Here is a 26624-nt window from a genome sequence, read left to right as displayed (position 1 = left end):
TTATCCTTGTTCAGGTTATTCAATAAAACAAAAGGTCGGGATCAGAATTGCGAGCGCACCCCCACCGCGAAAGAACGGGCCGGTAAGGGGGCTTGGTCCTTAATGAAAGAGGTGTGCGGACGCGCTTCCTCGTCGGTGAGGTTGCGCCCCTGCACATAGAAGGTCAGGGTCTGTCGGCTCAGCGTCCAGTCATACCCCAGCTCGGCATCCACCAGGGTGTAGCCGGGGGTGACGGTTTCCAGCTCGGCAACCCGGTCCTGTTCAAAATAGCGTTGTCCGCCCACGGAGGCACGCCAACCGTCTCGCTCATAGTTGAGTTCCAGGCCTACCCGCAAAGGGGGAATACGGGGAAGGGGGGTATCGCCCTCAAGTTCGGCGCGAGTGTAGTCACTGGTCAGAACCATTTGCCAGGGAGCGGACAGCTGCCAGCTGAGCTGCCCCTCGAGACCATAGAAGGTGGCATCCTGAGCGGTGTAGTAATACACCGGTAGCCCCTCTGACTCCTCCTCGGCATGATCGTGCTCGTGGTCATGATCACTCTCCGCCTCCAGACCGGTGGCGGCCAGGTAGTAGTAATCGTCCATCTGGTTGTAGAAGGCATTCAGGGTAAAGCCGAAATCCCCGTTAAACTTGCGCAGCGAGATATCCAGATTGTTGGAGGTTTCCAGCTCGACCTCAGCGGGACTCACTTCAACATGAAAATGGCCATCACTCTCAGAGTGAAGCTCGTATAGCGCCCCCACTTCATAGCTACTGGTACCAATGTGCGGCCCAAAAGAATAGAGCTCGGCGGAAGACGGCGCGCGCTGCGCCCGGGAGATCGATACGCCCAGGTTGTAGCCCGGAGTAAAGTCCCACACCGCGCCGGCGGACACGCTGAACGGCTCAAAGGTCTGCGCCACCGAATAAACGGCCAATAACGATTCATCGTCCTCCATGGGCAGGGTCAACCGATCCGCCTCGACGTCCACGTGCTCCATTCGGGCACCGAGTTGCAACAGCACCGGGCCGAAGTGCCGCTCTTCCATCCAGGCCAGCGCCAGACTCTCAGTGACCGAAGGCGGCGTGAACGCCTCCGCCCCCACCGCTTCGAAGTCCTGATGCTTGTACTGAAAGCTCCAGGCTCCACGCCCATCCGCTAAGGGCTGATGGAAAAGCTCCGCCCGAACCTCATAGCTCTCATTGGCAAACGTGGTCAGGGCCTCACCGTTCTCAACCTCCGCATGGTGATAGTCGGTATACCCCAGGCGGGTATTCAGGGCACTGAACCAGTCGTGATCAAAGCTCAACTCACTGTGAACCTGCACCCGATCCTGTTCCAGGTCGGCATAGACATCGAGCGCCTCTTCCCCATGGCTGTGGCCCGGAATGCCGTAGGTGCGTTCGAGCCGTCCCACTGAAAGGCCCACAAAGCCATTGTCGAGCAAGTAACTGGCTCCCAGGTTCGCGCCTTTGGCCCGGTAGGCCGAGTTGTCCAGGCGGCTTTCGTCATGAGCCTCCTCTTCATTAACCTCATCGGCGTGCTCATGATCGTCATGCGCTTCGGCCGGGACGGGAATGCGGTAGTCGTTGGATTCACGCCAGAAGCCATCGATGTGCCCGGCCCATTGGCCGGTACCGCCAGTGACGCTGCCACTGACCAGATCCTCATCCGCCACATCGTTGTGCTTCACATGCCACTGGCCGGTGGGCACCGTGTCCTGGGGCACGCGCCCATCGACGATGTTGACTACACCGCCGATGGCGCCACTGCCATAAAAGAGGGTGGAGGGACCGCGCAATACTTCAATATGTTCTGCGGTGGATGCCTCGGTGGTGACCAGGTGATCCGGTCCCACCCGCGAGGCGTCTCCGGCATCCAGCCCGTTCTGGGTAATCAGCACCCGCGGCCCGCTCAGGCCCCGAATGATCGGGCTGCTCGCCACTGGACCGAAGTAGTTGGTGTGGACCCCCACTTCTTTGGACAGGGTTTCTCCCAGAGTGGAGGACTGTCGACGAGCAAGAGCCTCGCCGTCCAGTACAGACACCGGCTGGGCCGACTCCAGTGTGGAGGCGTGCCACGGCAAGGCCACGACTTCAATGACCTCCAGCTTGGCCGGGTTGGGATGGTCCGCCTCTTCGGCCTGCGCCCCCACAGACAGAGCACTGATGCCCAGTGTTCCAAGCCCACATAACGATCGCCACAATATTCTGCGCACAACTACCTCCAGGTGCATTGAGTCACTTTTGTTATGGTATAACATAACTAATAGAAATCAAAGCCTACGCTTCTACTTCAGTTTCGTCATCCGACACACAGACCTATACGCACAACATTGGAGCATTTTGAAGTGCAGGTGACTTTGACGTCATCAGCCACTCAGCCGAACCCCTGAAATTGCTCTCAATTCCCCGCAAACACCCCACTTTTGCGCACCAGAGTGACTCACACCTGCCCCAACCAAGCACGCTTGTTGCTCAACGCATCGCCCACCCCATCTTCAACGATCATTAAAACTTCTTTAAAAACAAGGTGTTAAAAAATTAAAAAGCTTGGCACAGGGGTTGCAACCCAAGTGGAGTATCGCTGCCAGGATTTAGAGAGCGTCAAACTGGCTGAGCACAAAAGAGGAACACCGAGTGGCGAAAATTGTGCCCCATTTTGATTCAAACGGTTCGCGGCACAGCCCGGCGCTTCGAAACATACATCGCCCCCTCAGGCACCGCACAACCCAGGATGATGTCTTATGAGCTTGAACAAACTGAACCCGCTGGATTTCTCCCAGCCTTCGATTCGCATACTGCACCTGACGTGGTTTGCGTTCTTTCTCTCCTTTGTGGTGTGGTTCAGTCACGCCCCGCTGAAGCCTCTGATCGTGGAAACGCTCAGCATGAGCAACGCTCAATGGAAGGCGCTTCTGATCCTTAACGTGGCTCTGACCATCCCGGCCCGCATCGTGATCGGCATTCTCGTGGACAAGTTCGGGCCCCGGCAGGTGTTCTGCGGTCTGCTCTGCACCTCGGGTGTGCTCTGTCTGATATTCGCCTCGGCCCAAACGTTCGAGCAGTTGGCGCTGACCCGTTTCCTTCTCGGCTTCGTGGGTGCAGGCTTTGTTATCGGCATTCGCATGGTGGGAGAGTGGTTCCCGGCCCGCCAGGTGGGGCTGGCGGAAGGCATCTATGGCGGCTGGGGGAATTTCGGTTCCGCGGCCGCCGCCTTCATTCTGCCAACCCTCGCGGTCGCCGCGTTCGGCAGTTTCGGGGGCTGGCGCGCGGCCATCGCCTCCACCGGTCTCATCGCGATTGTTTACGGTCTGTTTTATTACTGGCGCGCCCGCAACACCCCCAAAGGCTCCACCTACTTCAAACCGAAGAAGTCCGGCGGCATGGAAGTGTCCAGTAAAAAGGATTTCTATCTGTACATTGCCATGAACATTCCCATGTACGCGATTCTGGCCGTCTTGGCCTGGCGCCTGGGGCCTTCCAACATCAGCCTGCTGAGCCAGAACCTGGTCTATCTGATGTGGGTGATTCTACTGGCGCTGTTTGCTTTCCAGTTCAGCCAGATCTATCGCGTAAATAAAGACATGCTGAAAGACGGCGTACCCGAGCACGACAAGTACGACTTCAAACAGGTGGCGGTATTAAACTGGGCTTACTTCGTGACCTTTGGCTCGGAGCTGGCAGTGGTCTCCATGTTGCCCGCGTTTTTCCTGGAAACCTTCACCAGCCTGAGCCTGGCCGAGGCGGGTATGCTCGGCGGCGCTTTTGCCTTTATGAATCTGGTGGCCCGCCCGGGCGGTGGCTGGATCAGCGACAATTTCGGCCGGCGGCGCAGCATGTCGATTTTTATCGGTGGCCTTGCGGTGGGTTACTTTGTTCTCTCACAGGTAGATGCGGCCTGGCCGGTGTGGCTGGCGGTCATTGCTGTGATGTGTTGTTCTTTCTTCGTACAGGCGGGCGAAGGAGCGGTGTTTGCGATGGTGCCGTTGATCAAGCGCCGGATGACGGGTCAGATTGCTGGGATGACGGGCGCTTATGGTAACGTGGGTGCAGTGACGTATTTGACGGCGTACAGTTTTATTGATGCGAGTACGTTTTTCATGATCATCGCGGGCTCGGCGGTGGCAACGTTCTTCCTGGTTCAGTTGTTGGTGGAACCGCGTGGTCATATGAGCGAGATGATGGCGGACGGGAGTTTGCAGAAGATTGAGTTGACCTGATTGTTTAACGCAGTCGGATAGTACGGTCCGGTGTGGGATGAACTGTTCCCGGACACGCCGTAAACCCATCCCTGGGGGCTCGAATCGCGGGTCCCCCGCTCCACGGTCCGGGAACAGTGCATCCCACACCGGCCCTCAATGACAAGATTCAACCTGCGTAGGGTTGGTAAGCGAAGCGCCACCTACCATTTTGATTTACAACCCAATCACAAAGTCCGTGGTGGTTGCGGAAGGTTGATTTGGTAGGTGGCGCTTCGCTTACCTACCCTACATCCACATCAGTTGCGGTTTTGCACTGAGGGACAAGATGGTCTATCCCCTCTAAAAAGCACCGACTAAAAGAACTCTAAATGGACCACCTGAAATCCAAACTCAGCATCGACTTTGCCCAGCGTAGTGACGCCGGAGAAAAAGCCGAAAATCAGGACACCCTCGGTGCCCGGCTGCCCGACGACCCCCTGTTGACCAACAAAGGCATCGCCATGGCCGTGGCCGATGGTGTCAGCAGTAGCGAAGCCGCGCGGGAGGCAAGCCAGACCGCCATCACCGGGTTCCTCACCGACTACTACGCCACCCCAGACACCTGGAGCACCCGCAAATCCGCCCAGCGGGTGCTGCAATCGCTCAACCGAAGCCTCTGGGGGTTGAGCCGCAACAGCGTCTACGACGAAGGCCTGCTTACCACGTTCAGTGCCCTCATCCTCAAAGGCAACAACGCCTACCTCTTTCACGTTGGCGATACCCGTATTTATCTCTGGCGCGATGGCCAACTCGAACAATTGACGCGGGACCACTGCCAGCGCCTCAACAAACACGACACCTACCTCAGCCGGGCGCTGGGGGCGGACGTCAGCGTTGATGTGGACTTTCACACCCTGGAGGCGCACGTCGGTGACGTATTTATTCTGACCAGCGATGGGATACACGACCATATCAATGCCGACGCCTTTCGGGTGCTGATCAAGACCCATTGCGAGAATCCGCAGCATCTGGTCGACAAAGCCTTCAGGGCCGCATTGGAAAACGGCAGTGACGACAACCTGAGCATCCAGGTGGCCAAGGTCCGCCAACTCGGTAGCGCCAGTCAGGACGACGCCATGCAGGTGTTGGCCCACCTTCCCTTCCCGCCGCTACTGGAGGTGGGACAGACGCTCGATGGTTTGCGGGTGGAAAAACACCTGCACGAGTCCAACCGCAGTCAGGTCTACCTGGTGCGGGACCCCGAGGAGCGAGCGTTGATTATGAAAACGCCCTCAGTGCTCTACAACGATGACCCGGCGTATATCGAACGGTTTGTCATGGAAGCCTGGATCGGTGCGCGCATTCAGAGTCCGCAGGTGGCGCGCGTGGTCCAACCCCCGCAAACGCGATCGTGTCTGTACTACCTGACGGAGTATATTCCCGGCCCGACCCTGGGGCAGATGATGGCCGAACGGGGGCCACTGAATATTTCCGATGCGGTGGAAATTACCGGGCAGCTGCTGCGCGGCATTCGCGCCTTGCACCGAAAGGAAACCCTGCACCAGGATTTGAAGCCGGACAATATCGTGCTCAGCTCAAACGGTCCGGTGATCGTCGATTTCGGTTCCTGCTGGGTGGCCAGTGTGGAAGAGCTTGAAGCACCTTTCGCTCGCGACCGGATTCTGGGCACGCTGGACTACTCCGCTCCTGAATACCGTTTTGGCGGTGAGACCGGGCCCCATTCCGATCAGTTTTCTCTGGCAGTGCTACTGTACGAAATGCTTACCGGCCACAAGCCTTATGGCGCGGCCTATGGCAAAGCGATGGACTGGCGGGAGTTTCAGAAACTGAAGTACATACCAGCCAGTCAGCACAATCCGTTGGTACCCTATTGGCTCGATAGAGCACTGCGGAAAGCTTTAAGTCTGCAACCACAGCAGCGCTATGCCGCGTTGTCAGAATGGTGGCAGGATTTGCAGCGGCCCAACCCGCGGTGGCAGCAGAACGCTTCCATGCCTTTGATAAAACGCAAGCCGGAATGGGTTTGGCCCACCGTCGCTTTCGTTGGATGGGCGTTCGCTGCCGTGTTGGCATTGAAGTTGTGGGGTAACTGAGTACGTAGGGTAGGTCGGTCCGACGCTTCGAAGCGAAGCGCCACCTACCAAATAAGGCAGGCCCGAGATACCACCCCAGACATTATTGGTGGGTGGCGGCTACCGCCTTACCCACCCTACGACTCCATTAGGAAAATTGGCCCTGAGGTTCCCCGGGGGAGCTACCGGGCGAGACGATATCACCCTAAGGTTCATGCTTAATGCCACCCTCCTCAACGCACTCAGCGTTTAGGGGATAGCCGCAACACCGCCACATCATGAGCCGGAATGCTCAACGTCAATGGCTTATCGGTATCACCACTTCCCTTTTTCCACAAACGGCGCCAGGTAAAGCTGTCGTGATTAAAATCAATGCTGTGGCCGAACTGATCGTCCTTCACCTCGTAATGGTGCTGCCACTCATGGGTGTACTTCAGGGTGTCGTCGCCACGGTTCAGAAACAGAAACGCCCATCCGCCGTTTTCCAGGGGTTTGACGAATATCATCAAATCGCCAGCGTGCAAATACTTCATGCCCGGTACGCCCAACGGATCCTGGTTCAGGGCAATGATCTCTTTGTTGGTGAGAATTTCCCGAGTGGTCTCTGACATGCTGCGCAGGTCGTTCCCGGCAATCAGCGGCGAATTGACGATGGCCCACAGGGAGAAGTGCGAACGGTCTTCCGCCGGGGTCATACCGTTACCCACTTCCATCATGTCGAAATCATTCCAGTGACCGGGGCCGGCGTACTGGCGGACGCGAATCTCATCGCGCATATCCAGAATTTTCAGAACGCCCCAGGAGGACCAGGAACCCCAGTTCAGCTCACAATCCCAGCACGGATAAATGTCCCCACTGATACGCCAGGAATGACCGACGTCCTGCGCCCAGTTCCAGGGCTGGTTGTCACCCCACTCGCAGATGCTGAACAGAATTGGGCGGCCGGCTTCATGAAGGGCATCGCGCATGGTGGTGTAGGCGCCGATGGGGTTGATGTTTTCGGTATCGCACCAGTCGTATTTCAGGTAGTCGATGCCCCACTCGGCGTAGGTTTTCGCATCCTGATATTCGTGGCCGCGGCTTCCCGGGTAACCGGCGCAGGTGGTATCGCCCGCATCCGAGTATATTCCCAGCTTCAGACCTTTGGAGTGAACGTAATCGGCCAGGGCTTTCATGCCGGAGGGAAAGCGCTCTTCGTTCACCTGGATGTTGCCATCAGCGTCGCGCTCGCCGTGCCAGCAATCATCGATGTTGATGTATTCGTAGCCGACCTCCTTCATACCGGATTCAACCATGGCATCCGCCATATCCTTGATCATGTCTTCATCGACGTTACAGGCGAATGTGTTCCAACTGTTCCAGCCCATGGCCGGTGTATCCGCCAGGCCGTCGAATTTTTGCGCACCTGCGATTGACGACACCAGCCACAGCATCGCACCTGCCATTAATACCAACGGGGATTGTTTCATCGAGTCTTCACCTTTGTCGTTCTTTATAGGATCTATCTTATAAGTTAATTCATTCTTAAAAAAACCGCCGAGCCATGCCCGGCGGTTTTCACACACGCTTATGAATGTCGTTACGGGCTGCCCAACGCCTGCATTTTTTTGGCATGGGCACGAATCACTTCCAGCGTGGATTCGTCGGCGTCAAACACCGAGTTCAAGCCCTGGGCTTCCTGTGGCGGATCGCCGGTGAAGTCATCGCCTTCGGCCCACATGAAGTCGCTCTGCCCGGCGCGACCGGCACCACCCCAGGTCCAGAAATTGGTACCCGCGATGGCATCGCCTGCGGCCGCCCGCTCGTAAATCAGGTCAAACACCGCCTTGTAGATGTCATCGCGATAAGCGGTGGGGGTACCCGGCTCGAAGCGCCCCTCATCACGCTCGGCGCCAAACTCCGACAGGACAATGGGCTTACCCATTTCATTGGCTACCTCGACGTGGGCGTTGATGTAGTCGTAGGCTTTTTCCATCGCGCTTTCATAGGTGGCTTCCGGGTTCTGGATGTCAAACCAGCCCCAGTTTTTCAGCCACATATGAAACGTCAGGTAATCCACGTAGGGGCTTTGGTGTGCTTCGCGGTACAGCTCAATGTCTTGCAACGCTCCCATGGCGCCCTCGTTGCCGGTGCTCACCAGCTGCTTGGGAGCCAGGGAGTCAATGTATTTCGCGGTCTCGTGAATCCACTTTTTGAAGTGCTCGAAGTAGGGACGGCCATCGGCGTCGCTACCCGGGCGCGGTTCGTTCGCCAGTTGCCAGGACATGACCGTCGGGTCTTCGTTGTAACGCCGGCCGTTAATCGTGTTGGTACGGGTCACGATGGTCCTGATGACGTCGCGGTACCACTCTTGCGCCTCCGGCATGCGGTAGAAGCGCGCGGAATTCTGCATGAAAGCGTTCCACTGCCCGGTTTTGTCCGGATCCATCACCGGCTCACCAGTGAGCCAGGCCACGTACTGGGACATGCCACCGGACCACTGCCAGAAGTTGTTCATATAGAGCACAGCTTTCATATCCCGTTTGGCCATTTCCGCCAGCAGGAAGTCCAGGCCTTTGAGCAGGTTGTCGTTGTACTCACCCGGCGCCTCAACCATAGCGGGCTGAACGGCGCGCATCAGCTCACTGCTTTCCGAGGCGGCCAGCACCCGAAGGTTGGTGATGCCATTGGCCTTGAGATTATCCAGCTCCCGCACCAGACGGTCGCGATCGCCCTCCGGCCCCGGCGAACCCAGGTAGGCGCCGTACCAGAAGTTGGTGCCGACGAAGTAGTAGCGCTCGCCATCCAGAACGAAATGGCGACCATCCACTTGCACAAAGCCGCTTTGCGTCGAGGTTTCAGCGACCGGGGTTTCACCGCAGGCGGTCAATACCAGCGCCACCAGCAAGGGCAACATGAGTTTCCGATAGAACGTTGTTTTTTTAACCACCATAACCGACCTTCAGATTATTGTTAAAAGGGTTTTTCTATTGCTTTCTAGTCGTCCAGCAGGCGAATCATTTCCAGCATCGCCCGCCCGTTGTGGTAGGGCCCTTTCCAGGGTCCCAGCTTATAGGGCGGTGCGTGGGACTGATCATCCAGCGTGGACAGCCACAGCCATTCGCCACTCTCGCCCGCCATCTGGTACCTCTGAATGAAACGCCAGAGCCGTTCGGCGGCCAAAAAGAAACGGTCCTCTCCGCAGAGGCTATAAGCCTTGTAATAGCCCACCATGGCTTCGGCCTGTACCCACCAGACCCGCTCTCGATTGACCCGGTGGGTGTCAAATTCGTAGCCGTCGTACATTTCCCCGTGCTCACCCATCGCCTCTTTCAGGCAGACATCGGCAATCGCGAGAATAGAGGGGCGCAACCGTTCGGTGACGCTGTTGTCCCCCAAAGACTCCACCGCTTTGGCCAGCAACCAACTGCACTCAATGTCATGCCCATAGGTAAACCCTGGAGAGTGATCCTTCCAGTCGTGGTCCATGAACATACGCAGGTGAAAGTTGCCTTTGTTGATAATGTGCCGGTCGAAGCAATCGATCGCGTAACGCAGGGCATCGGCCACTCTCTCGGACCGGTCTACCTGATACAGGGTGGTGTACGCTTCCAGTACATGCAGGTGGGTATTCATGGTCTTGGGGAAGTTGAGGTCTTTGGTACTCAGACGAACATCATCCATGGCCTGCCATTCGCGAGTAAACGCCTCGAGGTAGCCGCCCTTTTCCCGGTCCACGGTGTATCGCTCCAGCAACACAAATGCGTTTTGCGCTTCGGTGAGCGCACGGGGCTCTTCGGTCAACTGGTAGTAAGCCAGCAACGCGTAGATGGCAAATGCCTGGGCGTAGACCTGCTTTTTGGTATCCTTGGGACGGCCGTCAGCATCGAGCATCCAGTAGACGCCGCCGTGCCGCTCATCCAGGAAGTGTTCCAGGAGGTAGCGATAGCTTCGCTCAGCCGCCTCCCGGTAACGGGGGTCATTCACCGTCCGGGCAAGCTCGCAGAAAAACCAGAGTATCCGGGTATTGAGCACAATGCCTTTGTCAGCCTCCGGCACCGGGGTATTGTCCACCCCTACCTCGCCGAAAAAGCCACCGCGCACATCGTCCCGACCATGCTCAAGCCACCAGTCCGCGATGCCCACCAGTTCAGCATGAAACTCCCGAGACAGCATTTTCTGCTGCTCATCATACGCCAGTTCGTCCACGGCCATTACTTCATTCCTTCCAGTACCTTGAGGTTCGCGGCAATCAGCTGGTTGCGGGTGGCGACCGAAGCGGCTGAGCGCAGACCGTCCTCGGGGGTGTTCACCACATAGTCCACCAGCCTGTCCACGGTGGACGTGGCGACGTGCATGCGGGTGTCCGAGGAGGCGTAATAGATAAACACCTCGTTGTTGTCATTGACGATCCAACCGTTGGCAAAGGTCACGTTGGAGACATCGCCCACGCGCTCTTCACCCTTGGGCGCAATAAAGTGCCCCGCCGGACGGTGCGTGACCACCCAGGGCCGCTCCAGCTCGGTCATGAACATGTACAGCACATAGCGCAAACCGGCGGCGGTATTGCGCACCCCGTGAGCGAGGTGCAGCCAGCCCCGGTCGGTTTTGATGGGCACCGGCCCCTGGCCGTTCTTCACTTCTTTGATCGTGTGATAGGCCTTACCGTCGACAATCACTTCTTCTTTGATTTCGGCGTTTTCCATGGACTCGCTCAACCCCCAGCCGATGCCGCCGCCTTTACCCACGCTGATAAAGCCGTCCTGCGGTCGGGTGTAAAGGGCGTACTTGCCGTTGACAAACTCGGGGTGCAAAACCACGTTGCGCTGCTGACCGGAATAGGTCACCAGATCCGGCAGCCGCTCCCAGGAAACCAGGTCTTTGGTACGAGCGATCCCGCACTGAGCCTCGGCTGCCGACAGGTCATTGGGCTGGCTTTCGTCTTTGCGTTCGGTGCAGAACAGGCCGTAAATATAACCGTCTTCGTGCTGGGTCAAACGCATGTCGTAGACGTTGGTGTCGGGGCGATCGGTTTCCGGCAGCGTGATGGGGTAATCCCAGAAGCGGAAGTTATCCACGCCGTTGGGACTCTCGGCAATGGCAAAGAAGGATTTGCGATCGTCACCTTCGACCCGAACCGCCAAAAGGTATTTGCCATCCCGGTACAGCGCGCCGGCATTGAAGGTGGCATTCACCCCCAGGCGCTCCATCAAGTGCGGGTTGGTGTCCGGGTTGAGGTCGTAACGCCAGAAGACAGGGGCGTGCTCGGCGGTCAGAATCGGATTCTGCCACCGCTGGTAGACGCCGTTGCCGCCAGCGGCCGGACTGTTCTTACGGGTAATGAGGGCTTCGTGGTCGCGCAACAGCGACTGAACGTCGTCGTTAAAGTCACTCATGAAACATCAAATCCTGACTGAGGTCGGCTCATCGCAACACGCCGACTTTTATTAGACACATGGGGCCGGAGGCCAAAACACCAAGCCCCGAAACCGGCCCCTTTTTGTACGCCGTCCCCGGGCGGCCCTCGGCCAGACGGGTAATACAGCGATGGGCAATAAAGCCTTTTCCACAATGTAATCGGTTACAGCTCAATATGCAACCCATTTGGCCTCAAGGCCGAATACCGCAGCACTTGGGTGAGCGCGCCGCCCTGGCGCGCTCACCCACGCATTAATGCTTGGAAACGATACTCTGTTCCGCTTCCCGCACCAGTTCGGCGGGCATATCGTCCGGGTACTCCTCCAACTTGCACCACCAGTTGCGCCACAGGAACACACTGGTGAGCGCGATAACCCCCATGGCGACCGCGAATTCCTGCCAGTGCTGAATCACCATAAAGATCGGCGCGGCCACCAGACCGGTCTGCCAGATAATCCCGACCACGACATTCGTGGCGTCTCGCAGAAAGTGCGGGTTGGCCTTGACGTCCGGATAGTCCGCCTGCACGGCTTCGCGCACCGGCCCCCAGAAGCCCCAGGGGCGAACTTTCACATAGAACCGCTTGAGCACCTCCATGTCATCCGGCTCCGTCAACAGGGACCCGGCGATGCAGACCACCAGACAGGCCGCGAGCATGAAGGGGAAAGCGTAGAGCGGATCGAGATCGGTCACCATCGGCAGTCCAAGAGCAATGAGCAGCCCCACCACCATGCCAAAGAAATAGCCATAGCCGTTGAAGCGCCACCAATACCACTTGAGCACGTTGGAGGCAGCATAAGCCCCGTAGAGACCGCTGACGATCCACTGGATAATGTCGTGCAATGTCGGGATAAACAGGCCAATACCCACCCCGATCACGACAAAGGCGACGGAGACGATATAGCTGAGATAAACGTACCGTTTGGGGTCCGCATCGTCGTTGATATAACGCTTGTAGATATCATTGACGACATAAGCCGGCGCCGCATTGGTGGTCGCCGCAAAAGTGGACATGAAGGCGGCCAGCAGGCCGGCAATCAGCAAACCGAGCAGCCCGGTAGGCACGTAATGTTTCATGGCCATGGGCAGGATCTGCTCGAAATCCACCGCATCACCCATGGCGCGCAGGTCATCCATAAAGAACGTCAGCGCCAGCGCCGTCAGACCGGTAATCAACATGTAACGGGGAAACAGCATCACCACATTCACAAACCAACTGACCTTGGCGGCTTCGGTGGGCGACTGTGCCGAAAGAATCCGCTGCATATCGTAGTTGGGCGCCGGGCCGGCCATGCTGACCAGAATGCCCTTGAGCAACATCAGCATGAAGAAAATGCCGAACATGTCGTAGCCATCGGCATCGATTCGGGCATTGGCGGCATCCAGGGTACCGCTCCAGTCCATATCCAGGGTCCACTTGAGGCCCACATCCGTCCAGCCGTTGGGAATGACCGCCTGAAGCACCTCGGGCGAAACCTGTTGCATGGCAATAATGCCCACCGCCACGCAGGCAATGGTCATGATGAAGAACTGCAGCACCTCGGTGAACACCACGCTGAACATGCCGCCCTTCACCACATACACCGTGGTAATGGCAGTAATGATCAGACCGTAGAACACTTCATTCCAATAGGGCTCGGCGTGCAGTTGCCAGGGCAGGAAGACAGCGGCAAATTTGCCGATACCGATAAAGCCGTAGGCGAGAAAACTCATCACCCCGACCAGGGCGAAGAACACCACACTCAGGTGCGACAGACGGGCGCCCATACCGTCGCCAAAGCGGAAGTTGATCCACTCCGCGCCGGTCATCACCCCAGAGCGGCGCAGCCAGATCGACAAAAACACCATCAGGAAAATCTGGTTGAACACCGGCCAGAGCCAGGGGATATAAATACTGGTCAGCCCGTAAATGAACAACAGGGACACCAACCACATGGTGCCGCTGATATCGAACTGGCCCGAGGCGTTGGAAATACCCAGAAAATACCAGCGCAGCTTGTTGCCGCCCAGAAAGTAGCTGCGGATGTTGCCGGAGGCACGGCGCGACACCCAGAGCCCGACACCGAGCGTGGCCAGCCCGTAAATGAAAATAACCACGAGGTCGAGGGTGGCAAGTTGAAACTGCATAAGGTCAATCCCGTTATTATGGTACGTCTTCTCTACGGTGTCGGGCGCCGGCGGACCAAGGTGGCCCGGCCGCGCGCTCAAACAGGCGACAAATGTAACCGGTTCCATAGCGCATTGCAAGCGCCTTTTTCTCTACCAAAGCGCGGCCCTTGGCGCGTGTCAACGCATCTCACTGTACATTTTCCAACCCGCCCATTATGCTAGCCCCGCTCTCAACCGGGGTGGCCTTGATCCAGCAGAAGCCCTCTCTCTGCGGCCTGTCAGGCAATACCACACAACAACACGGCAATCGGCACAGGCACGGATTCCACTCCCCCCTATAACAAAACCAATGAGGTGTTCAGTGACGGAACCGACTCAACACAAACTTTCCCTGCTGGAAAAAAGTGGCTACGCCATGGGCGATGCGGCCGCCAACCTGGTCTGGCGGGGTGCACTGGCCTACCTGGCCATTTTCTATACCGACACCCTGGGCATTTCCGCGGCGGCGGCCGCTTTGCTCCTGCTGGTGGTGCGCCTCTCCGACGGGATGACCGACATCATCATGGGCATGGTGGCAGACCGCACCACGTCAAAGCACGGCCGTTTCCGGCCCTGGATCCTCTGGTCCGCGCCGGTGCTGGGGCTGTTTATGATCCTGGCTTTTACCGCGCCGGATGTAAGCCCCGGGATGAAGCTGGTCTGGGCCTACTTTACTTATATCGGCCTGACCCTGGCCTATACCGTCAATAACGTTCCCTACTCAGCCCTGATGGGGGTCATGACCCCGAGCCATAACGAGCGTAGCGTGCTGTCCGGCTACCGCTTTGCCGGCGCCTTTCTCGGCGGCGCTCTGGTCATGGGGTTCACCCCGCAGCTGGTGGAACTGCTCGGCCAGGGCAATGACGCCAAAGGCTATCAGTACACCATGTATATTTTTGCCGCTCTGCTGGTGGCCCTGTGCCTGGTGACGTTTTTCACCACCCGCGAGCGGGTCGAGTCCGTTGCCAATACCGCCTCCCTGCGCAAGGAGCTGACCGACCTCAGCCTGAATCTGCCACTGATTATCGTGCCCCTGTTGGCCATCTCGGTGTTCTTTTACAGCCTGACGCAGGACAAGAATGCGGTTTACCAACTGAACAGCCTGTATACCGGCATAGCGTGCGCTCTGGCGCTCTTCCTCACCGGCTATTTTGTTCGCATGCTGGTACGCAAGCCCGAAAGCGAGACCACCCCTTCGCAGCGGGATCTGATTGATCTGATCACCAATATGCCCTGGCTGATGATTCTGGGGCTGGGCTTTCTGACCATGCTGTTCAACGGCATCAAGTATGGCGTCATTGCCTACTATTTCACGCACTATGTGGGCGATGCCACGCTCTCGGGCTGGTACTTTATCGTGCTGCTGCTGGTCTCTATTGTCGCGGCCCTGACCGCCGGCTACTTGGGCCGACTTCTGGGCAAGAAGACGCTCTTTATCATCTCGCTGGCCGTCAGCGGTGCCTTGACCTGCACCATCGCCCTGATTCCACCGGGAGAGGTACTCTGGGTTTTCATCATTGGGGGGTCCGCCGAGTTCTTCGCCGCCTTTATGCCGGTACTGGTCTTCAGCATGCTGGGGGACGCGGCGGACTACTCCGAGTGGAAGCACAACCGTCGCGCCACCGGCCTGTTCTACTCTGCGGGAACCTTTATCCAGAAAACCGGTGGCGGTTTCGCCGGGGCAGTGGTGCTGATTGTACTGAGCGCCTACGGCTACGTCGGTACCGACCCGAGCACCATCCCGCAGGCCACCGAGGGTATGATCTCACTCATGAGCTGGATCCCGTCGATCTTCGCCTTCCTGTCGATTCTGTTACTGGTGGTGTACCCGCTCAACGCCGAACGCATGAATCAGATAGAATACGACTTGCGTCAGCGTCGCCGCGAAGCCGGTCTCGCCGACTCATAAGAGTCTCTCCTCCGGTGCCCGCCTGGACGCCGGAGGAGATCGCATTGGCGCCAGTCGGCGTTTGTTGTAACTTGTGCCATAATCCAGGTCTGTCCACCAAAGAGTTGCCACTATGTCCAGTATTCGCGATGTCGCGCGTGAGGCCGGCGTTTCCGTTGCCACCGTTTCCCGCGCTCTCAGCAACCCGGAGAAGGTCTCGGACGAGAGCATGAGCAAGGTTCACCGGGCGATTGAAAAAGTCGGCTACCGGCCCAACATGCTCGCCCGCAACTTCCGCTCGGCCCGTTCCTACGCCATCGTGGTCTTGGTGCCCGACATCGCCAACCCGTTCTACTCTCTGGTGATCCGCGCCATTGAAGACCGGGCCCAGCAAAAGGGCTATGCGGTACTTCTGGGTGACACCCGGGGCACGCCCGAGCGGGAGCTGGAATACATCCGGCGCGTGGAGACTCGACTGGCGGACGGCCTGCTGCAGCTGCGCCCTCACTCGGAAAAGGCCCACAATGTGATTCCGCCGGACATCGCCTCGGTGAATGCCTGCGGCTGCGAATACACGACCGGCCCCTCCGTGCGTATCGACAACCGCGGCGCCGCCAAGACCATGGTGGATTATCTGATTTCGCTCGGGCACCGGCGCATCGGGGTGATTTCCGGCCTGAAAGACAACCCGCACGCGATTGATCGAATGAAAGGCTACAAGGAAAGCCTGGCGGCCCACGGTATTCCGTTCGAGCCGGAGTTGGTCGCCGAGGGGGATTTCACCATGTGGTCCGGGCTGAACAGCGCCTTCCAGTTCTGTCACATGAAAAACCGGCCCACAGCCATTTTTTCAATGAATGATGAGATGGCCATTGGCGCCATTCAGACGCTGAAATCCCAGGGTATTCGGGTCCCGGAAGATATTTCGGTAACCGGCTTTGACGACATCGCCTACGCCAAGTACTGCGATCCCAGCCTGACCACCATGTCCCAGCCCGCCGAAGAAATGGGCAAGATGGCCATGGACATGCTTCTGAAAATCATCGAAGGGGAGCCATTGACGCAAACCGAGTGCGTGCTACCCACCGAGTTTATTATTCGCAAAAGTACCGCGCCAGCACCCAACACGGCCGACGCCGGTAGCACCAAGAAAACCAGCCCCACCGCCTGAACCCACGCGCCCCCTTTGTCTAGCGGGCGCGGGCGTAATCCGACACTTCGGCCGCCAGCACCACCAAATGGTAAAGTGTGCTCGCCGGCGCTTTATCCATGGTGACTTCGTCATTCGCCCCACGCTGATCCACATGGGCTCCCGGGGTAGCGGCGGTCAGATAGTAGGTAAACAGATCATCGATGGCCTTCACGGCCCGGGCCTCGGCTTCCGGGTCGCCCTCACGGGCGCGCACCAGGCTACCCTTGATCAGCTCGGTCAACCCCCAGGAGCGCCGGGTTTGCTTGAGGGGGGTGCCATCCAGTAGCACCTCATCGAGCACCAGACCGGAAGGCACCAGGCCGATCTCCAGCCCTTTGCGATACAGCGCCTCGGTATACACCGCCACCGGGTGGCCGGTCAGACGGTGGTACCAGTCCAGCAGCCACACCCATTCGAACATATGCCCGGGCTCCACCGGTGCCTGCTCGGGGGTGTGCTTCAGTTGCCAATCCTCCTCGAAGAACTCGAACAGAACCGCCCGCTCGGGATCAAAGAAGCGGGTCTGAAACAGGGCAAAAATTTCCCCGGCGCGGGCCAGCCAGCGAGCCTCACCACTGGCCTCGTACAGAGCCATCATGGCCTCAAACAGGTGCATGTGGGGGTTCTGTCGGCGCCAGGGATACTCATAGTCCCCCTCAATCCAGCCGCCGTGCACGGAACCGAAGCGCTGATCCAGGTGGGCGATCAGACGCTCGGCCCCCTCCAGATAAGCCGCATCACCGAAAGCACGGTAGCACCAGGCGTAAGCCAGCAGAAAGAAAGCGTGATCGTACAGATCCTGCTTGTCATCAATGATGTCGAAGTCCGGGCTCATGAGGTGAGTAAAGCCACCTCCGGCACTGGGATGGGCGGTACGATCGTGCACGAAGCGCATCAACTGGCGGGCCATGGCCTCGCCATCGCACCAGCTGCGATAATGCGAAAACGCAAGAGAGAATGCCTGGCGGGCCTGCACCCGAACCCGGATGTTAGACGCCAGATCAATACCGCCATCGGCATTCAGGGCCTCATAATGTCCGCCATGCTGGGGGCTCAGCCCCAGCCGCTGCCACAGAGGCAGGGCGTCTTGCGTGATCCAGCGTTCCAGCCGCTCGGCGGCGTCCTTGATGGTGTCGGTCATATCCAGTCGTTCCAACATTCTGCGTGTTTAAGGTATCAGCGTCTTATGATCGGCCTGGCGGGAGCGACAGTGTAACCGCGAGCCGAATCGAAGGGTACCCGAGCGCTCGCTCGGAGATCGCAATAAAATGCCCCGACTGCGGAGCAGCCGGGGCCAAAGGGTACAACAGCTTGGGTAAAAGCTCTCCGTTTACAACCGTCCATCCTGACGGCGTTCACAGCAGAGTTGGTTTAGACGATATGTAACCGGTTATTCGTTAAGTCAACCGCATTCCGTCCAAACCAGGGAAGTATTGTGCGCAATTTTGTAACCGGTTTCAACAATTTTTGTTCGATTTTTTGATACGGTCGCGGGTTTTCGGTGGGCCAGAAAAGAAAAAACCGGGCTGCAAAAACAGCCCGGCAAAACATGGAGAGAACAAAAGATACAACCAAAACAACGTCTACCAAGACACACAGCTCTGTCTGGAGGTCGCACAGGGTAGATGCAACCAGGATGAGGCCCAGAAAGGGGATGGACACTCACCACACCACGGACATTGCTTATGGTATTAATGAGTATAAGATGGCCGCCGCGATATTGTCAAGGTGACAATAAAAGATTTTGGTATCAATTCACGCCACGCTTATACCCATTTCAAACGGCACAAAACCGCTCAGCAAGCCACTTTTCGACAGCCAGCTCGTATCAGTGCAGCCGCTGATCGCCCAGCAGCGTCTCCACATCAGCAGCCGTAAACACGTAGTGCTGATTGCAGAACTGACAGTCGATGTCGATCTTGCCCCCCTGCTCTTCCAGCAACAGCTCCACCTCGTCTCGGCCCAGAGAAAACAGGGCATTGGCGCTGCGTTCACGCGAGCAACTGCATTTGAACCGGAGCTTACCCGGCTCGAACAACCGCAGTTGGTACTCGTTGAACAGCCGGTACAACAGGTCGGCGTGGGGCAGGTCGAGCAGCTCCTCCGGGGTGACCGTGCTGGCCAGCGTACCCAGGGTTTCCCAGTGCTCGCGGTTTTCGTCGGGGTCGGCATGTTTCTGGGTCGGCAGTGCCTGGAGCATCAGCCCGGTGCAGGCCTTTTCCCCGGTGGCAAACCACAAGCGGGTTTTCAACTGCTCCGACTGAAGAAAGTAGTGCTCAAGACAGTGCGCCAGGCTATCACTGTCCATCGGCACCACGCCCTGATAGCGCTCTCCCCGCTCCGGTTCAATGGTAATGGCCATGATGCCCTTGCCCAGCAGCTCCCCCACGCCGCGGCCCTGAGGCCGATCGCTGGGATCTGCCAGGCGGATGATGCCGCGCAAATCACGGTGGTGATTACACTCGGCCATCACCATGCTGACCGGACCGTCGCCCTGGGCCTGCAGGCTGATCATACCGTTGAACTTGAGGGTGCTTGGAGAGCAGCGCCGCGGCCGTCAGGCATTCGCCCAACAGCTCACGCACACCGGCGGGATAGGGGTTGTTGTTCATGACTTCCCGGTAGCTGTCACCGAGGGAGACGACTTCCCCCCGAATGTCACATTCATCGAACAGGAAGCGGTGCAATAAATCGTTGTCAGGCATGGGGTCTCGCTGCTGTCTAGGGGTCCAATTGCTGGCGCTGGAAGCGGTGGATCTGGCGCCGCTCCTTTTTGTTGGGACGATGGTCGCTGATGATCTGACCCGCCAGGCCGCCCGCTTTACGCTGCGCAGCCCGCTCCTCGCGCTTGGCGATGCTCTCGGGGGTTTCCTCGTACAGCAGCTGAGCCTCCGGCGCGCCTCGGCGTTTGTCAGACAGCGCTTTCACAAGGACGACCTTATCGTCATAGCCCTGGCGGATGGTGAGGGTCAAACCCGTGGTCAGGTCTTTGCTGGGCTTCACTCGTTGACCATCGCACTGAACCTTACCGCCCTCAACCGCCTGCTTGGCAAGGTTGCGGGTTTTGAAAAACCGTGCGGCCCAGAGCCATTTGTCGATACGGACTTTCTCCAATGCGTCACTCATAGCGCTGTCGATCGCTCGGGCGGTGTGATTTCGTCAAAATGGTGAATGGCCGGGTACTCTTCGATCATTCGCTCCGCCTGGCTGTCGGGCTGGTGGATGCACAGCAGGTGGCGAATGCCGTAGTCCCGGGCTGCCTCCAGCACGCGGGGCGTATCGTCCACAAACAGCGTGCGTTCCGGGTCAAAGGGCTCCCGTTCGTTCAGGCGCTCCCAGAAACGCCGGGACTCTTTCGGCTCGCTCAGTTCATGGGACGAAATGATACCATCGAGCCACCGATCAATGGCGGTTTCTTCGAGCTTGAGCGAGATACTCAGGGGGTGCGCATTGGTGACCAGCAGCCGGCGCTTGCCGTGAGCCTGCAAGCGGGTGAGAAAGGTTTCCACGTGGGGGCGAATCTGGATCTTGTGGCGGATTTCCTCTTTCAGCGCGCGGATATCTACCGAGAGCGCCCGGGACCAGTGCTCCAGGCAATACCATTCGAGTGAGCCCTGCTTCGCCTCAATCTGGCCCAGCAGCGCCTTGCGCGCCGCCGCCTGATCCAGTGAGTGAATTTCGGCGTAGCGCCTGGGGAGGTGCGTCAGCCAGAAATAGGTGTCGAAATGGAGGTCCAACAAGGTACCATCCATATCCAGCAGCACGGTGTCGATCGCTTGCCAGTTGATCATTGCCGGGAACAGCCTTTACAGCGGAGTTTGATGTCCAGTATGCCGAGAAAACCCGAGATATTAAAGCGTCACACCGTGGCCCGCAGCCGCCTGTTTCGCGCCGACGAGCTTCTTCTGCGCTTCAGCAACGGGGAGGAGCGGGTCTACGAGAAACTGTGCGCCGGCGGTCCCGGCGCGGTGTTGATGGTGCCGATCATGGACGACGGCAAGGTCGTCATGATCCGCGAGTACGCTGCCGGCATTCACGATTACCACCTGGCGCTGCCCAAGGGCGCCGTGGACAAGGGCGAGGAGCCACTGGAGGCCGCCAACCGCGAGCTGAAAGAGGAGATCGGCTATGGCGCGCGCGAGCTGCACTTTCTCAAACGCATGCATCTGTCCCCCGCCTACATGGAGCACGGCATCAATGTCATCCTGGCCCGGGGGCTCTACCCCGAGCGCCTGGAAGGCGACGAGCCGGAGCCCATTGAAGTGGTACCCATGGCCTTCGACGACCTGTTGTCGCTGGTGGGCATGGAGGAAGTCTGCGAGGGGCGCAGTATCGCCGCCCTTTTCTACGCCAAGGCATGGCTCGAGAAGAACGGCTGAACCCGCCCGCTTTTTGTGGCAGGAAATGCCTTATAACCGCCCCCGTTGAGCCATGTGCCAAACCTCGTTTTTGGGAACGAAAAGGTCTATCGGAACACAGAACATTGAGCCGGGATTGGGCTATGCTAGAGCCACATGGAACAGACAAGGAGACACCCCATGACCCGACCCAATCACGCTTTCAGTGCCAACCTGAAGGGAACCGAGCAACTGCGGGAAAAACTGGTGGGAGAAATCACCCGGTTCGAGCGTCAACTGGACGCTTTGAAGATCAGTGACGAACCGGTAGATTTCAGCATGATGCAGACTTACAAAGAATTGATTCACTCCCGTCGGGAGATGCTGGGACACCTCCCCCCGGCTTTCTGACGTTGATAGTCCCCCGTCCAATTGGGGCGCGCACCTTCGGGTACGCGCCCTTTTCTTTGTTCGGGCGCCCGAAGCCTGCCCTGCCCCCGGACACGGAAAGTCGCTATACTGCCTTTCTTAAAAAGACAACAAGGAGTCCATCATGCTTTTGAGCAACCTCGAAATCGTCCCGGGCCGCAGAGTCAAAGACCACCTGGGGCTGGTCCAGGGAAGCACCGTGCGCGCCAAACACGTGGGGCGCGATATTGCCGCCTCGTTCAAGAACGTCTTTGGCGGAGAGCTGAGAGGCTATACCGAGCTGCTCAACGACTCCCGCCAGGAAGCCATCAAACGCATGGCCGAGCAGGCGGAAGCCATCGGCGCCAACGCCGTGCTCAATATCCGGTTCTCCACCAGCTCGCTGACCCAGGGAGCGGCCGAACTGTTTGTCTATGGCAGTGCCGTTATCCTGGAGGATTAAATCGTGGGCAGCCTGCTAACCCTACAGTTCCTTTTTCCGCTGCTGCTCGCGATCCTTCTGCTGGTCACCGGCTACATTTCCGGACGCTACCTTGAGCGCAAACACTACGAGCACATCATTGCCGAAGAAACCCGGCCGGGCCAGGTCATGGTCTTTCCCTTGCGCCTGCCCCCTCCGAGCCTCAGTCCGCCGGAGACCGCTTTGGTCATGGGCTCGGTGGTGATTTCCGTCGACTACTTCAAACGCTTTATCGCCACTTTGCGCATGCTGGTGGGCGGCCGGTTGAATAGCTACGAATCCCTGCTGGACCGGGCCCGACGGGAAGCCCTGCTGCGCATGCGGGCCGAAGCGGAGGCCATGGGCGCCAAAGAGGTGTTCAACGTGAAGTACGAAACGGCGGTCATCTCCGGGCGCAGCGCCCAGAGCCAGGTGGGCTCGGTGGAAGTGCTCGCCTATGGTACGGCCCTTATCGGGAAGGATTGATGGGGTATCAGAACCGCCAACCTCCCGAGGGCATCAACTACGTCAGCAACGGCTGGCAGAAAGATTTCGTCCTGTTGGTGGTGGGCTTCTTCGCCGGCCTCGCACTGCTTATCTGGCTGGCGATGCTCGCCCTGGGTTGGTCGGCCCGCTGGATTCCCTTCAGCTGGGAGCAGGCGTTGAGCCGCCCGCTTCAGCAAACCGTCGAACCCGATCAACGGCTACGCTACCTTCAAGGCCTTGCCGATGATCTCGCCCGGGCCGGCAATCTCAAAAAGCCGATGACCATCACCGTCCACCATCAGGATAGCGACGTGGTCAATGCCTACGCCAGCCTCGGTGGCCACGTGTTTATTCTGGAAGGGTTGCTGGACGAGGTGAAAACCGAACAGGGCCTGGCGTTCGTGCTGGCGCACGAAATCGCCCACGTACACCACCGCCATCCGCTGAAAGCGACAATCCGGCAACTGGGCTTCGGGGTCATGATGGGATTGGTGTTTGGCAACACCGACATTGCCCAGCTCGCCGGAGCCGGGGGCCAGATCGCGATGCTCAACTACTCCCGCGACCTGGAGCGCGAAGCGGACGCCTGGGCCCTGGCGGCGCTGCAGAAGCACTACGGACACGTGGATGGGGCCGACGCCCTCTTCCAGTGGCTGGCGGAAGAAAAAGCGGACGAGGCCCCGCCGCAATGGCTGTCCAGCCACCCGGACGTCCAGGCCCGTATTGAGCGCCTGCGTGACATCAGCCGCGAGCAGGGGTACTCCTTGCAAGGCAAGGTGACGCCGCTGCCCGAGTGGGAGACCGCTTCCTCCGAGGCCGCCCCACCGACTGACCGTTAAGCTCTCAGACTTTTCATATCGATCACAAAGCGGTATTTGACATCGCCTTTCTTCATACGCTGATAGGCGGTGTTGATGTCCTGAATATCGATCATTTCCACATCACAGGTAATGTCGTGCTCGGCACAGAAATCCAGCACTTCCTGGGTTTCCGGCATGCCGCCGATCAACGAGCCCGCCAACACGCGGCGGCGCATGACCAGCCCCCCGGCCTGCAGGGCCGGCTCCACCGGGTCGAGCAGCCCCACAATAATGTGCACCCCATCGAAGGTCAGGCAGTTGATGTAGGGGTTCAGGTCGTGCTGCACCGGCACCGTGTCCAACAGAAAGTTGAAGGTCTCGGCGGCGGCTTCCATCTGTTTGTCATCAGTGGAGACAATCACGTGGTCCGCGCCCTGTTTTTTGGCTTCGGCCACTTTCGACTCAGAGCGGGTGAAAATGGTCACTTCCGCCCCCAACGCCTTGGCGAACTTCACCCCCATATGCCCGAGGCCACCCATACCGATCACACCGACCTTGTCACCGGGCTTGACGCCGTAGTGCTTGAGCGGGGAGTAGGTGGTAATCCCCGCGCAAAGCAGCGGCGAAGCGCTCGCGGGGTCGAGCTTGGCGGGCACCTTCACCACAAAGCGGTCACTGACCACAATATGGTCCGAGTAGCCACCAAAAGTAATGCTGTGATCGTGGCGATCCTCACCGTTATAGGTGGCCACAAACCCCTCTTTACACATCTGCTCCAGACCGGACTCGCACGCCGGGCAGCCACGGCAGGAATCCACCATACAGCCGACGCCGACCAGGTCCCCCACTTTGTGAGCACTCACTTTTTCACCTACGGCGGTAACGCGGCCGATGATTTCGTGGCCGGGCACCACGGGGAATTCGGTCATCCCCCAGTCGTTTTCAGCGAAGTGAATATCCGTGTGGCAGACGCCACAGTAGTCGATGTCAATCGCGACATCGTCCGGGCGAAGCGCGCGGCGCTCAATGTCGTAAGGGGCCAAAGGGCTTTTTTCGGATTGAGCGGCATAGGCGTTCACGGTTGCCATAGCGTTTCCTCCTGAGTGAAATGAATGATCAGCTCTCTATTATGCGTCTGACAACACCATACTGGATCATTCAAAAATCGCTCGTCTTTGCCCGTTCCTCCTGGATTTTTGGGAGCCGATGAAGTCGTCACCCATGAAAAAAAACCGCCCGTTCGGAGGCCGAGCGGGCGGTTTCCACGACGCTCGGGGGCTAGCAGTCCAGGTTGTTACCCGGCGTCGCACCCAAGATCTGGATAAAATCGAGGTAGGTATTCACACGGCTTTGTACCTGTCCCGGATTGCCACCGTTGCACTCCAGAGATCCGTTGATGGTACGTATGGTCTCCCCAAAGCCCTGACCGTTGACCATGGAATCGTGCGCCGGGCGGTAGCCCGCCCCGCTTTGGGTCATCCAGAACCACAGCGCCGTGCGCCAGGCGGTGGTCGGGTTCTGAGATACTTGGTCAGGGTTTTCCCAGAGGTTGAGTCCCAACGCCTGTCCTGCCGCACAGTAGTTGTAATTCCAACTCAACTGAATCGGACCACGCCCGTGGTATTTCTTACCGGCGGCACAGACTCCGCAAGGTGTGGCCGTACCCGAACAATAAGTGCCCTGCGCAATTTCGTTGATGTAATACAACCCGCCGGTTTCATGGGAAAAGTTGGCCAGCGCAGCGGCGGCTTCACGTCTGCGTGTCGTCAAGTCTCCGGTAGTGGCGAATGCCGGGAAGGTCGCCGCCGCGTTCACCAACCCGGCATAGGTATAAAACGTATTGCGATTGGGAAACATCTGATTGAATTGCACTTCACTGACCACCGCCGCGAAGCCATTGCCGCCGGTGGATGAGGAAGAGCTGCTTCCGCCGCTGTTGGGGCAGGTGGCCGTCGGCTCCCAGAACCAGGTGCTGATGGTCGGGTCGTAACCGGGGTTATCGTGCTCAGCAAGGTAAAAGGAACCGCCATAGGCCACCACGTCCCCCGCATAGTAAGTCGCATTGGACGACCACTGGGGACAGGGGCCGTTGTTGTCTCCCGCGCTGGAAGACGAGGAGCTGCTGGAGCTCGAAGAACCACCGCCGCCGGAGCCGTTGCAGGCACCGAGACTGTTCCAGGCGTCGCCCCAGGCCCAGCCCTCGCCCGGCGCATAGGCCCCTCCCTGCGAACACCAACCACCCACGGTGCATTGATAGGCCGCGCCGTTATTCCTGACGATTGATCCGTTCGAGTACCCGGTACCGTTCACGAATGACGGTGTACTGGAGCAATCATAAGCCATCGCGTGGCCCGCCAAGAAAAGCAGCAGCGAGAACATCGATAATTTTGTCATATTCATTAATTTATCCCTTCTGTGTATGGGGTTGCGTTGACCGCGATACAGCAGCGGAGGACCTTAAACGCTAGGCCACATAGACAACGTTGTCAAACGCGCGTAGCAATTACCCGACTAGACGTTGGAAATTTGCCAACCGATCCGCATTCTCTGGTAATTACCGCAAGACCCAAGTGTCTATCGAACTGATAAACTGCACCATCTGCTCTGCCACGAAGCCGCTCACGGGAACACTATGCGCTTTAAAACAGAACGCGCGAAACGATGGTTTGAACGCCTGAACGGGTCAAAGCATATGCTGTGGCTTTTGGCACTTCTCTCCTTTCTGGAAACCATCATTCTCCCCGTTCCCATTGAGGTCATCCTGATACCTTTGATGGCTTTCAACCGAGAGCGCCTATGGCTGATCGCCACGGTCACTACTGCGGGGTGCGTGGTCGCGGCTATCGTGGGCTATGGGGTAGGCATGGTGTTGTACCAGTCCATAGGGACCTGGTTTATCGATACCATGGGAATGCAGAACGCCTATGAAGGCTTTCAGAGCTTCTTTGATCAGTACGGGTTCATCGCCATCCTTGCGCTTGGCATACTGCCTATCCCCTTTCAAGTGGCGATGATTACCGCGGGCCTTTCCGGCTACCCGATTTACTTGTTCGTCCTGGCCGCACTGATCGCTCGCGGCCTGCGGTACTACGGCCTGGCCTGGTTAGTGTATCAATTCGGCGCGCGCGCAGAAGTGCTTTGGAAACGCCATGCGCTTCTCGCCAGCCTTGGAGCGGCCTCCCTCCTCGCAGGGTTTGTTCTTCTGACCCAAACCCTGGCAAACCAGATCATGTAGCGGCTCTTCAGGCCTTC

Annotated in this window: 23 protein-coding genes; 10 read left to right on the top strand and 13 right to left on the bottom strand. The window is 58.4% G+C overall.

Annotated features, from left to right (window positions below; all coding sequences use genetic code 11):
• Positions 1–41: 41 nt before the first annotated feature.
• Complete coding sequence (locus G547_RS19550) at positions 42–2198, bottom strand: TonB-dependent receptor (RefSeq protein WP_245573306.1); 2157 nt, start codon at positions 2196–2198, stop codon at positions 42–44.
• A 528-nt stretch (positions 2199–2726) separates the two neighbouring features.
• Between G547_RS19550 and G547_RS0101555 the strand changes: the two genes are divergently transcribed.
• Positions 2727–4202, top strand: a complete 1476-nt coding sequence (locus tag G547_RS0101555; protein WP_027328343.1) for a NarK family nitrate/nitrite MFS transporter — start codon at positions 2727–2729, stop codon at positions 4200–4202.
• Between the two features lie 350 nt (positions 4203–4552).
• Complete coding sequence (locus tag G547_RS0101550) at positions 4553–6277, top strand: bifunctional protein-serine/threonine kinase/phosphatase (protein WP_027328342.1); 1725 nt, start codon at positions 4553–4555, stop codon at positions 6275–6277.
• A gap of 221 nt (positions 6278–6498) precedes the next feature.
• Here G547_RS0101550 and G547_RS0101545 read toward each other — a convergent pair whose 3' ends face one another.
• The 5 genes from G547_RS0101545 to G547_RS19545 form a co-directional block, all read right to left on the bottom strand.
• Positions 6499–7725, bottom strand: coding sequence for a glycoside hydrolase family 27 protein (locus G547_RS0101545; protein ID WP_027328341.1), 1227 nt, complete (start codon positions 7723–7725; stop codon positions 6499–6501).
• 110 nt (positions 7726–7835) lie between these two features.
• A complete protein-coding gene (locus G547_RS0101540) occupies positions 7836–9152 on the bottom strand; it encodes a glycoside hydrolase 5 family protein (RefSeq protein WP_036186679.1) in 1317 nt (438 codons plus the stop codon).
• An 80-nt stretch (positions 9153–9232) separates the two neighbouring features.
• Positions 9233–10450 (bottom strand): AGE family epimerase/isomerase, encoded by a 1218-nt coding sequence (locus tag G547_RS0101535; RefSeq protein WP_027328339.1) that lies wholly within the window; start codon positions 10448–10450, stop codon positions 9233–9235.
• Positions 10450–11631: a 4-O-beta-d-mannosyl-d-glucose phosphorylase Mgp130 gene (mgp130, locus tag G547_RS0101530; RefSeq protein WP_027328338.1), complete on the bottom strand. Its 1182-nt coding sequence runs from the start codon at positions 11629–11631 to the stop codon at positions 10450–10452. Before mgp130 ends, G547_RS0101535 begins: the two co-directional genes overlap by 1 nt.
• 274 nt (positions 11632–11905) lie before the next feature.
• Positions 11906–13780: a sodium:solute symporter family protein gene (locus G547_RS19545; protein WP_036186676.1), complete on the bottom strand. Its 1875-nt coding sequence runs from the start codon at positions 13778–13780 to the stop codon at positions 11906–11908.
• Positions 13781–14123: 343 nt separating this feature from the next.
• Here G547_RS19545 and G547_RS0101520 point away from each other — a divergent pair, with 343 nt between their 5' ends.
• On the top strand, positions 14124–15710 hold the full coding sequence (locus tag G547_RS0101520) for an MFS transporter (RefSeq protein ID WP_245573304.1): 1587 nt from the start codon (positions 14124–14126) through the stop codon (positions 15708–15710).
• Positions 15711–15822: 112 nt separating this feature from the next.
• On the top strand, positions 15823–16860 hold the full coding sequence (locus G547_RS19540) for a LacI family DNA-binding transcriptional regulator (RefSeq protein ID WP_051234558.1): 1038 nt from the start codon (positions 15823–15825) through the stop codon (positions 16858–16860).
• 19 nt (positions 16861–16879) lie between these two features.
• Here the strand turns inward: G547_RS19540 and G547_RS0101510 are convergent, their stop codons facing one another.
• The 5 genes from G547_RS0101510 to yrfG all read right to left on the bottom strand — a co-directional run bounded on the left by G547_RS0101510 (position 16880) and on the right by yrfG (position 20672).
• A complete protein-coding gene (locus G547_RS0101510) occupies positions 16880–18040 on the bottom strand; it encodes an AGE family epimerase/isomerase (RefSeq protein WP_027328336.1) in 1161 nt (386 codons plus the stop codon).
• Between the two features lie 669 nt (positions 18041–18709).
• Positions 18710–19396 carry an Hsp33 family molecular chaperone HslO gene (hslO, locus tag G547_RS19535; RefSeq protein ID WP_281167741.1) on the bottom strand — a complete coding sequence of 229 codons (687 nt, stop codon included), beginning with the start codon at positions 19394–19396 and terminating at the stop codon, positions 18710–18712.
• Positions 19338–19586, bottom strand: a complete 249-nt coding sequence (locus G547_RS23915) for an Hsp33 family molecular chaperone HslO (RefSeq protein WP_281167740.1) — start codon at positions 19584–19586, stop codon at positions 19338–19340. The genes hslO and G547_RS23915 overlap by 59 nt, the downstream gene beginning before the upstream one ends.
• A gap of 16 nt (positions 19587–19602) precedes the next feature.
• Positions 19603–19995, bottom strand: a complete 393-nt coding sequence (locus G547_RS0101500) for an RNA-binding S4 domain-containing protein (protein WP_027328335.1) — start codon at positions 19993–19995, stop codon at positions 19603–19605.
• A gap of 8 nt (positions 19996–20003) precedes the next feature.
• A complete protein-coding gene (yrfG, locus tag G547_RS0101495; protein ID WP_027328334.1) occupies positions 20004–20672 on the bottom strand; it encodes a GMP/IMP nucleotidase in 669 nt (222 codons plus the stop codon).
• Positions 20673–20711: 39 nt separating this feature from the next.
• Here yrfG and nudE point away from each other — a divergent pair, with 39 nt between their 5' ends.
• The 5 genes from nudE to G547_RS0101470 all read left to right on the top strand — a co-directional run bounded on the left by nudE (position 20712) and on the right by G547_RS0101470 (position 23411).
• On the top strand, positions 20712–21260 hold the full coding sequence (gene nudE, locus G547_RS0101490) for an ADP compounds hydrolase NudE (protein ID WP_027328333.1): 549 nt from the start codon (positions 20712–20714) through the stop codon (positions 21258–21260).
• 159 nt (positions 21261–21419) lie between these two features.
• Positions 21420–21629, top strand: a complete 210-nt coding sequence (locus G547_RS0101485) for a hypothetical protein (RefSeq protein ID WP_027328332.1) — start codon at positions 21420–21422, stop codon at positions 21627–21629.
• A gap of 142 nt (positions 21630–21771) precedes the next feature.
• Positions 21772–22089, top strand: a complete 318-nt coding sequence (locus tag G547_RS0101480) for a YbjQ family protein (protein WP_027328331.1) — start codon at positions 21772–21774, stop codon at positions 22087–22089.
• Between the two features lie 3 nt (positions 22090–22092).
• Positions 22093–22572 carry a YbjQ family protein gene (locus tag G547_RS0101475; protein ID WP_245573302.1) on the top strand — a complete coding sequence of 160 codons (480 nt, stop codon included), beginning with the start codon at positions 22093–22095 and terminating at the stop codon, positions 22570–22572.
• Positions 22572–23411: a M48 family metallopeptidase gene (locus G547_RS0101470; protein WP_027328329.1), complete on the top strand. Its 840-nt coding sequence runs from the start codon at positions 22572–22574 to the stop codon at positions 23409–23411. Before G547_RS0101475 ends, G547_RS0101470 begins: the two co-directional genes overlap by 1 nt.
• On the opposite strand, the gene G547_RS0101465 is transcribed toward G547_RS0101470, so the two are convergent.
• Both G547_RS0101465 and G547_RS0101460 read right to left on the bottom strand, forming a co-directional pair.
• Entirely contained in the window at positions 23408–24460 is a 1053-nt protein-coding gene (locus G547_RS0101465) for an NAD(P)-dependent alcohol dehydrogenase (RefSeq protein ID WP_027328328.1), read from the bottom strand. The genes G547_RS0101470 and G547_RS0101465 overlap by 4 nt on opposite strands.
• Positions 24461–24650: 190 nt before the next feature.
• Positions 24651–25772, bottom strand: coding sequence for a glycoside hydrolase family 19 protein (locus tag G547_RS0101460; RefSeq protein ID WP_027328327.1), 1122 nt, complete (start codon positions 25770–25772; stop codon positions 24651–24653).
• A gap of 232 nt (positions 25773–26004) precedes the next feature.
• On the opposite strand from G547_RS0101460, the gene G547_RS0101455 reads away from it, so the two are divergent.
• Positions 26005–26607, top strand: a complete 603-nt coding sequence (locus G547_RS0101455) for a YqaA family protein (RefSeq protein WP_027328326.1) — start codon at positions 26005–26007, stop codon at positions 26605–26607.
• Positions 26608–26624: the final 17 nt, after the last annotated feature.

The organism is Marinimicrobium agarilyticum DSM 16975 (assembly GCF_000423345.1).
Classification (GTDB): domain Bacteria; phylum Pseudomonadota; class Gammaproteobacteria; order Pseudomonadales; family Cellvibrionaceae; genus Marinimicrobium; species Marinimicrobium agarilyticum.
This window is presented reverse-complemented; position numbering and strand designations above follow the sequence as displayed.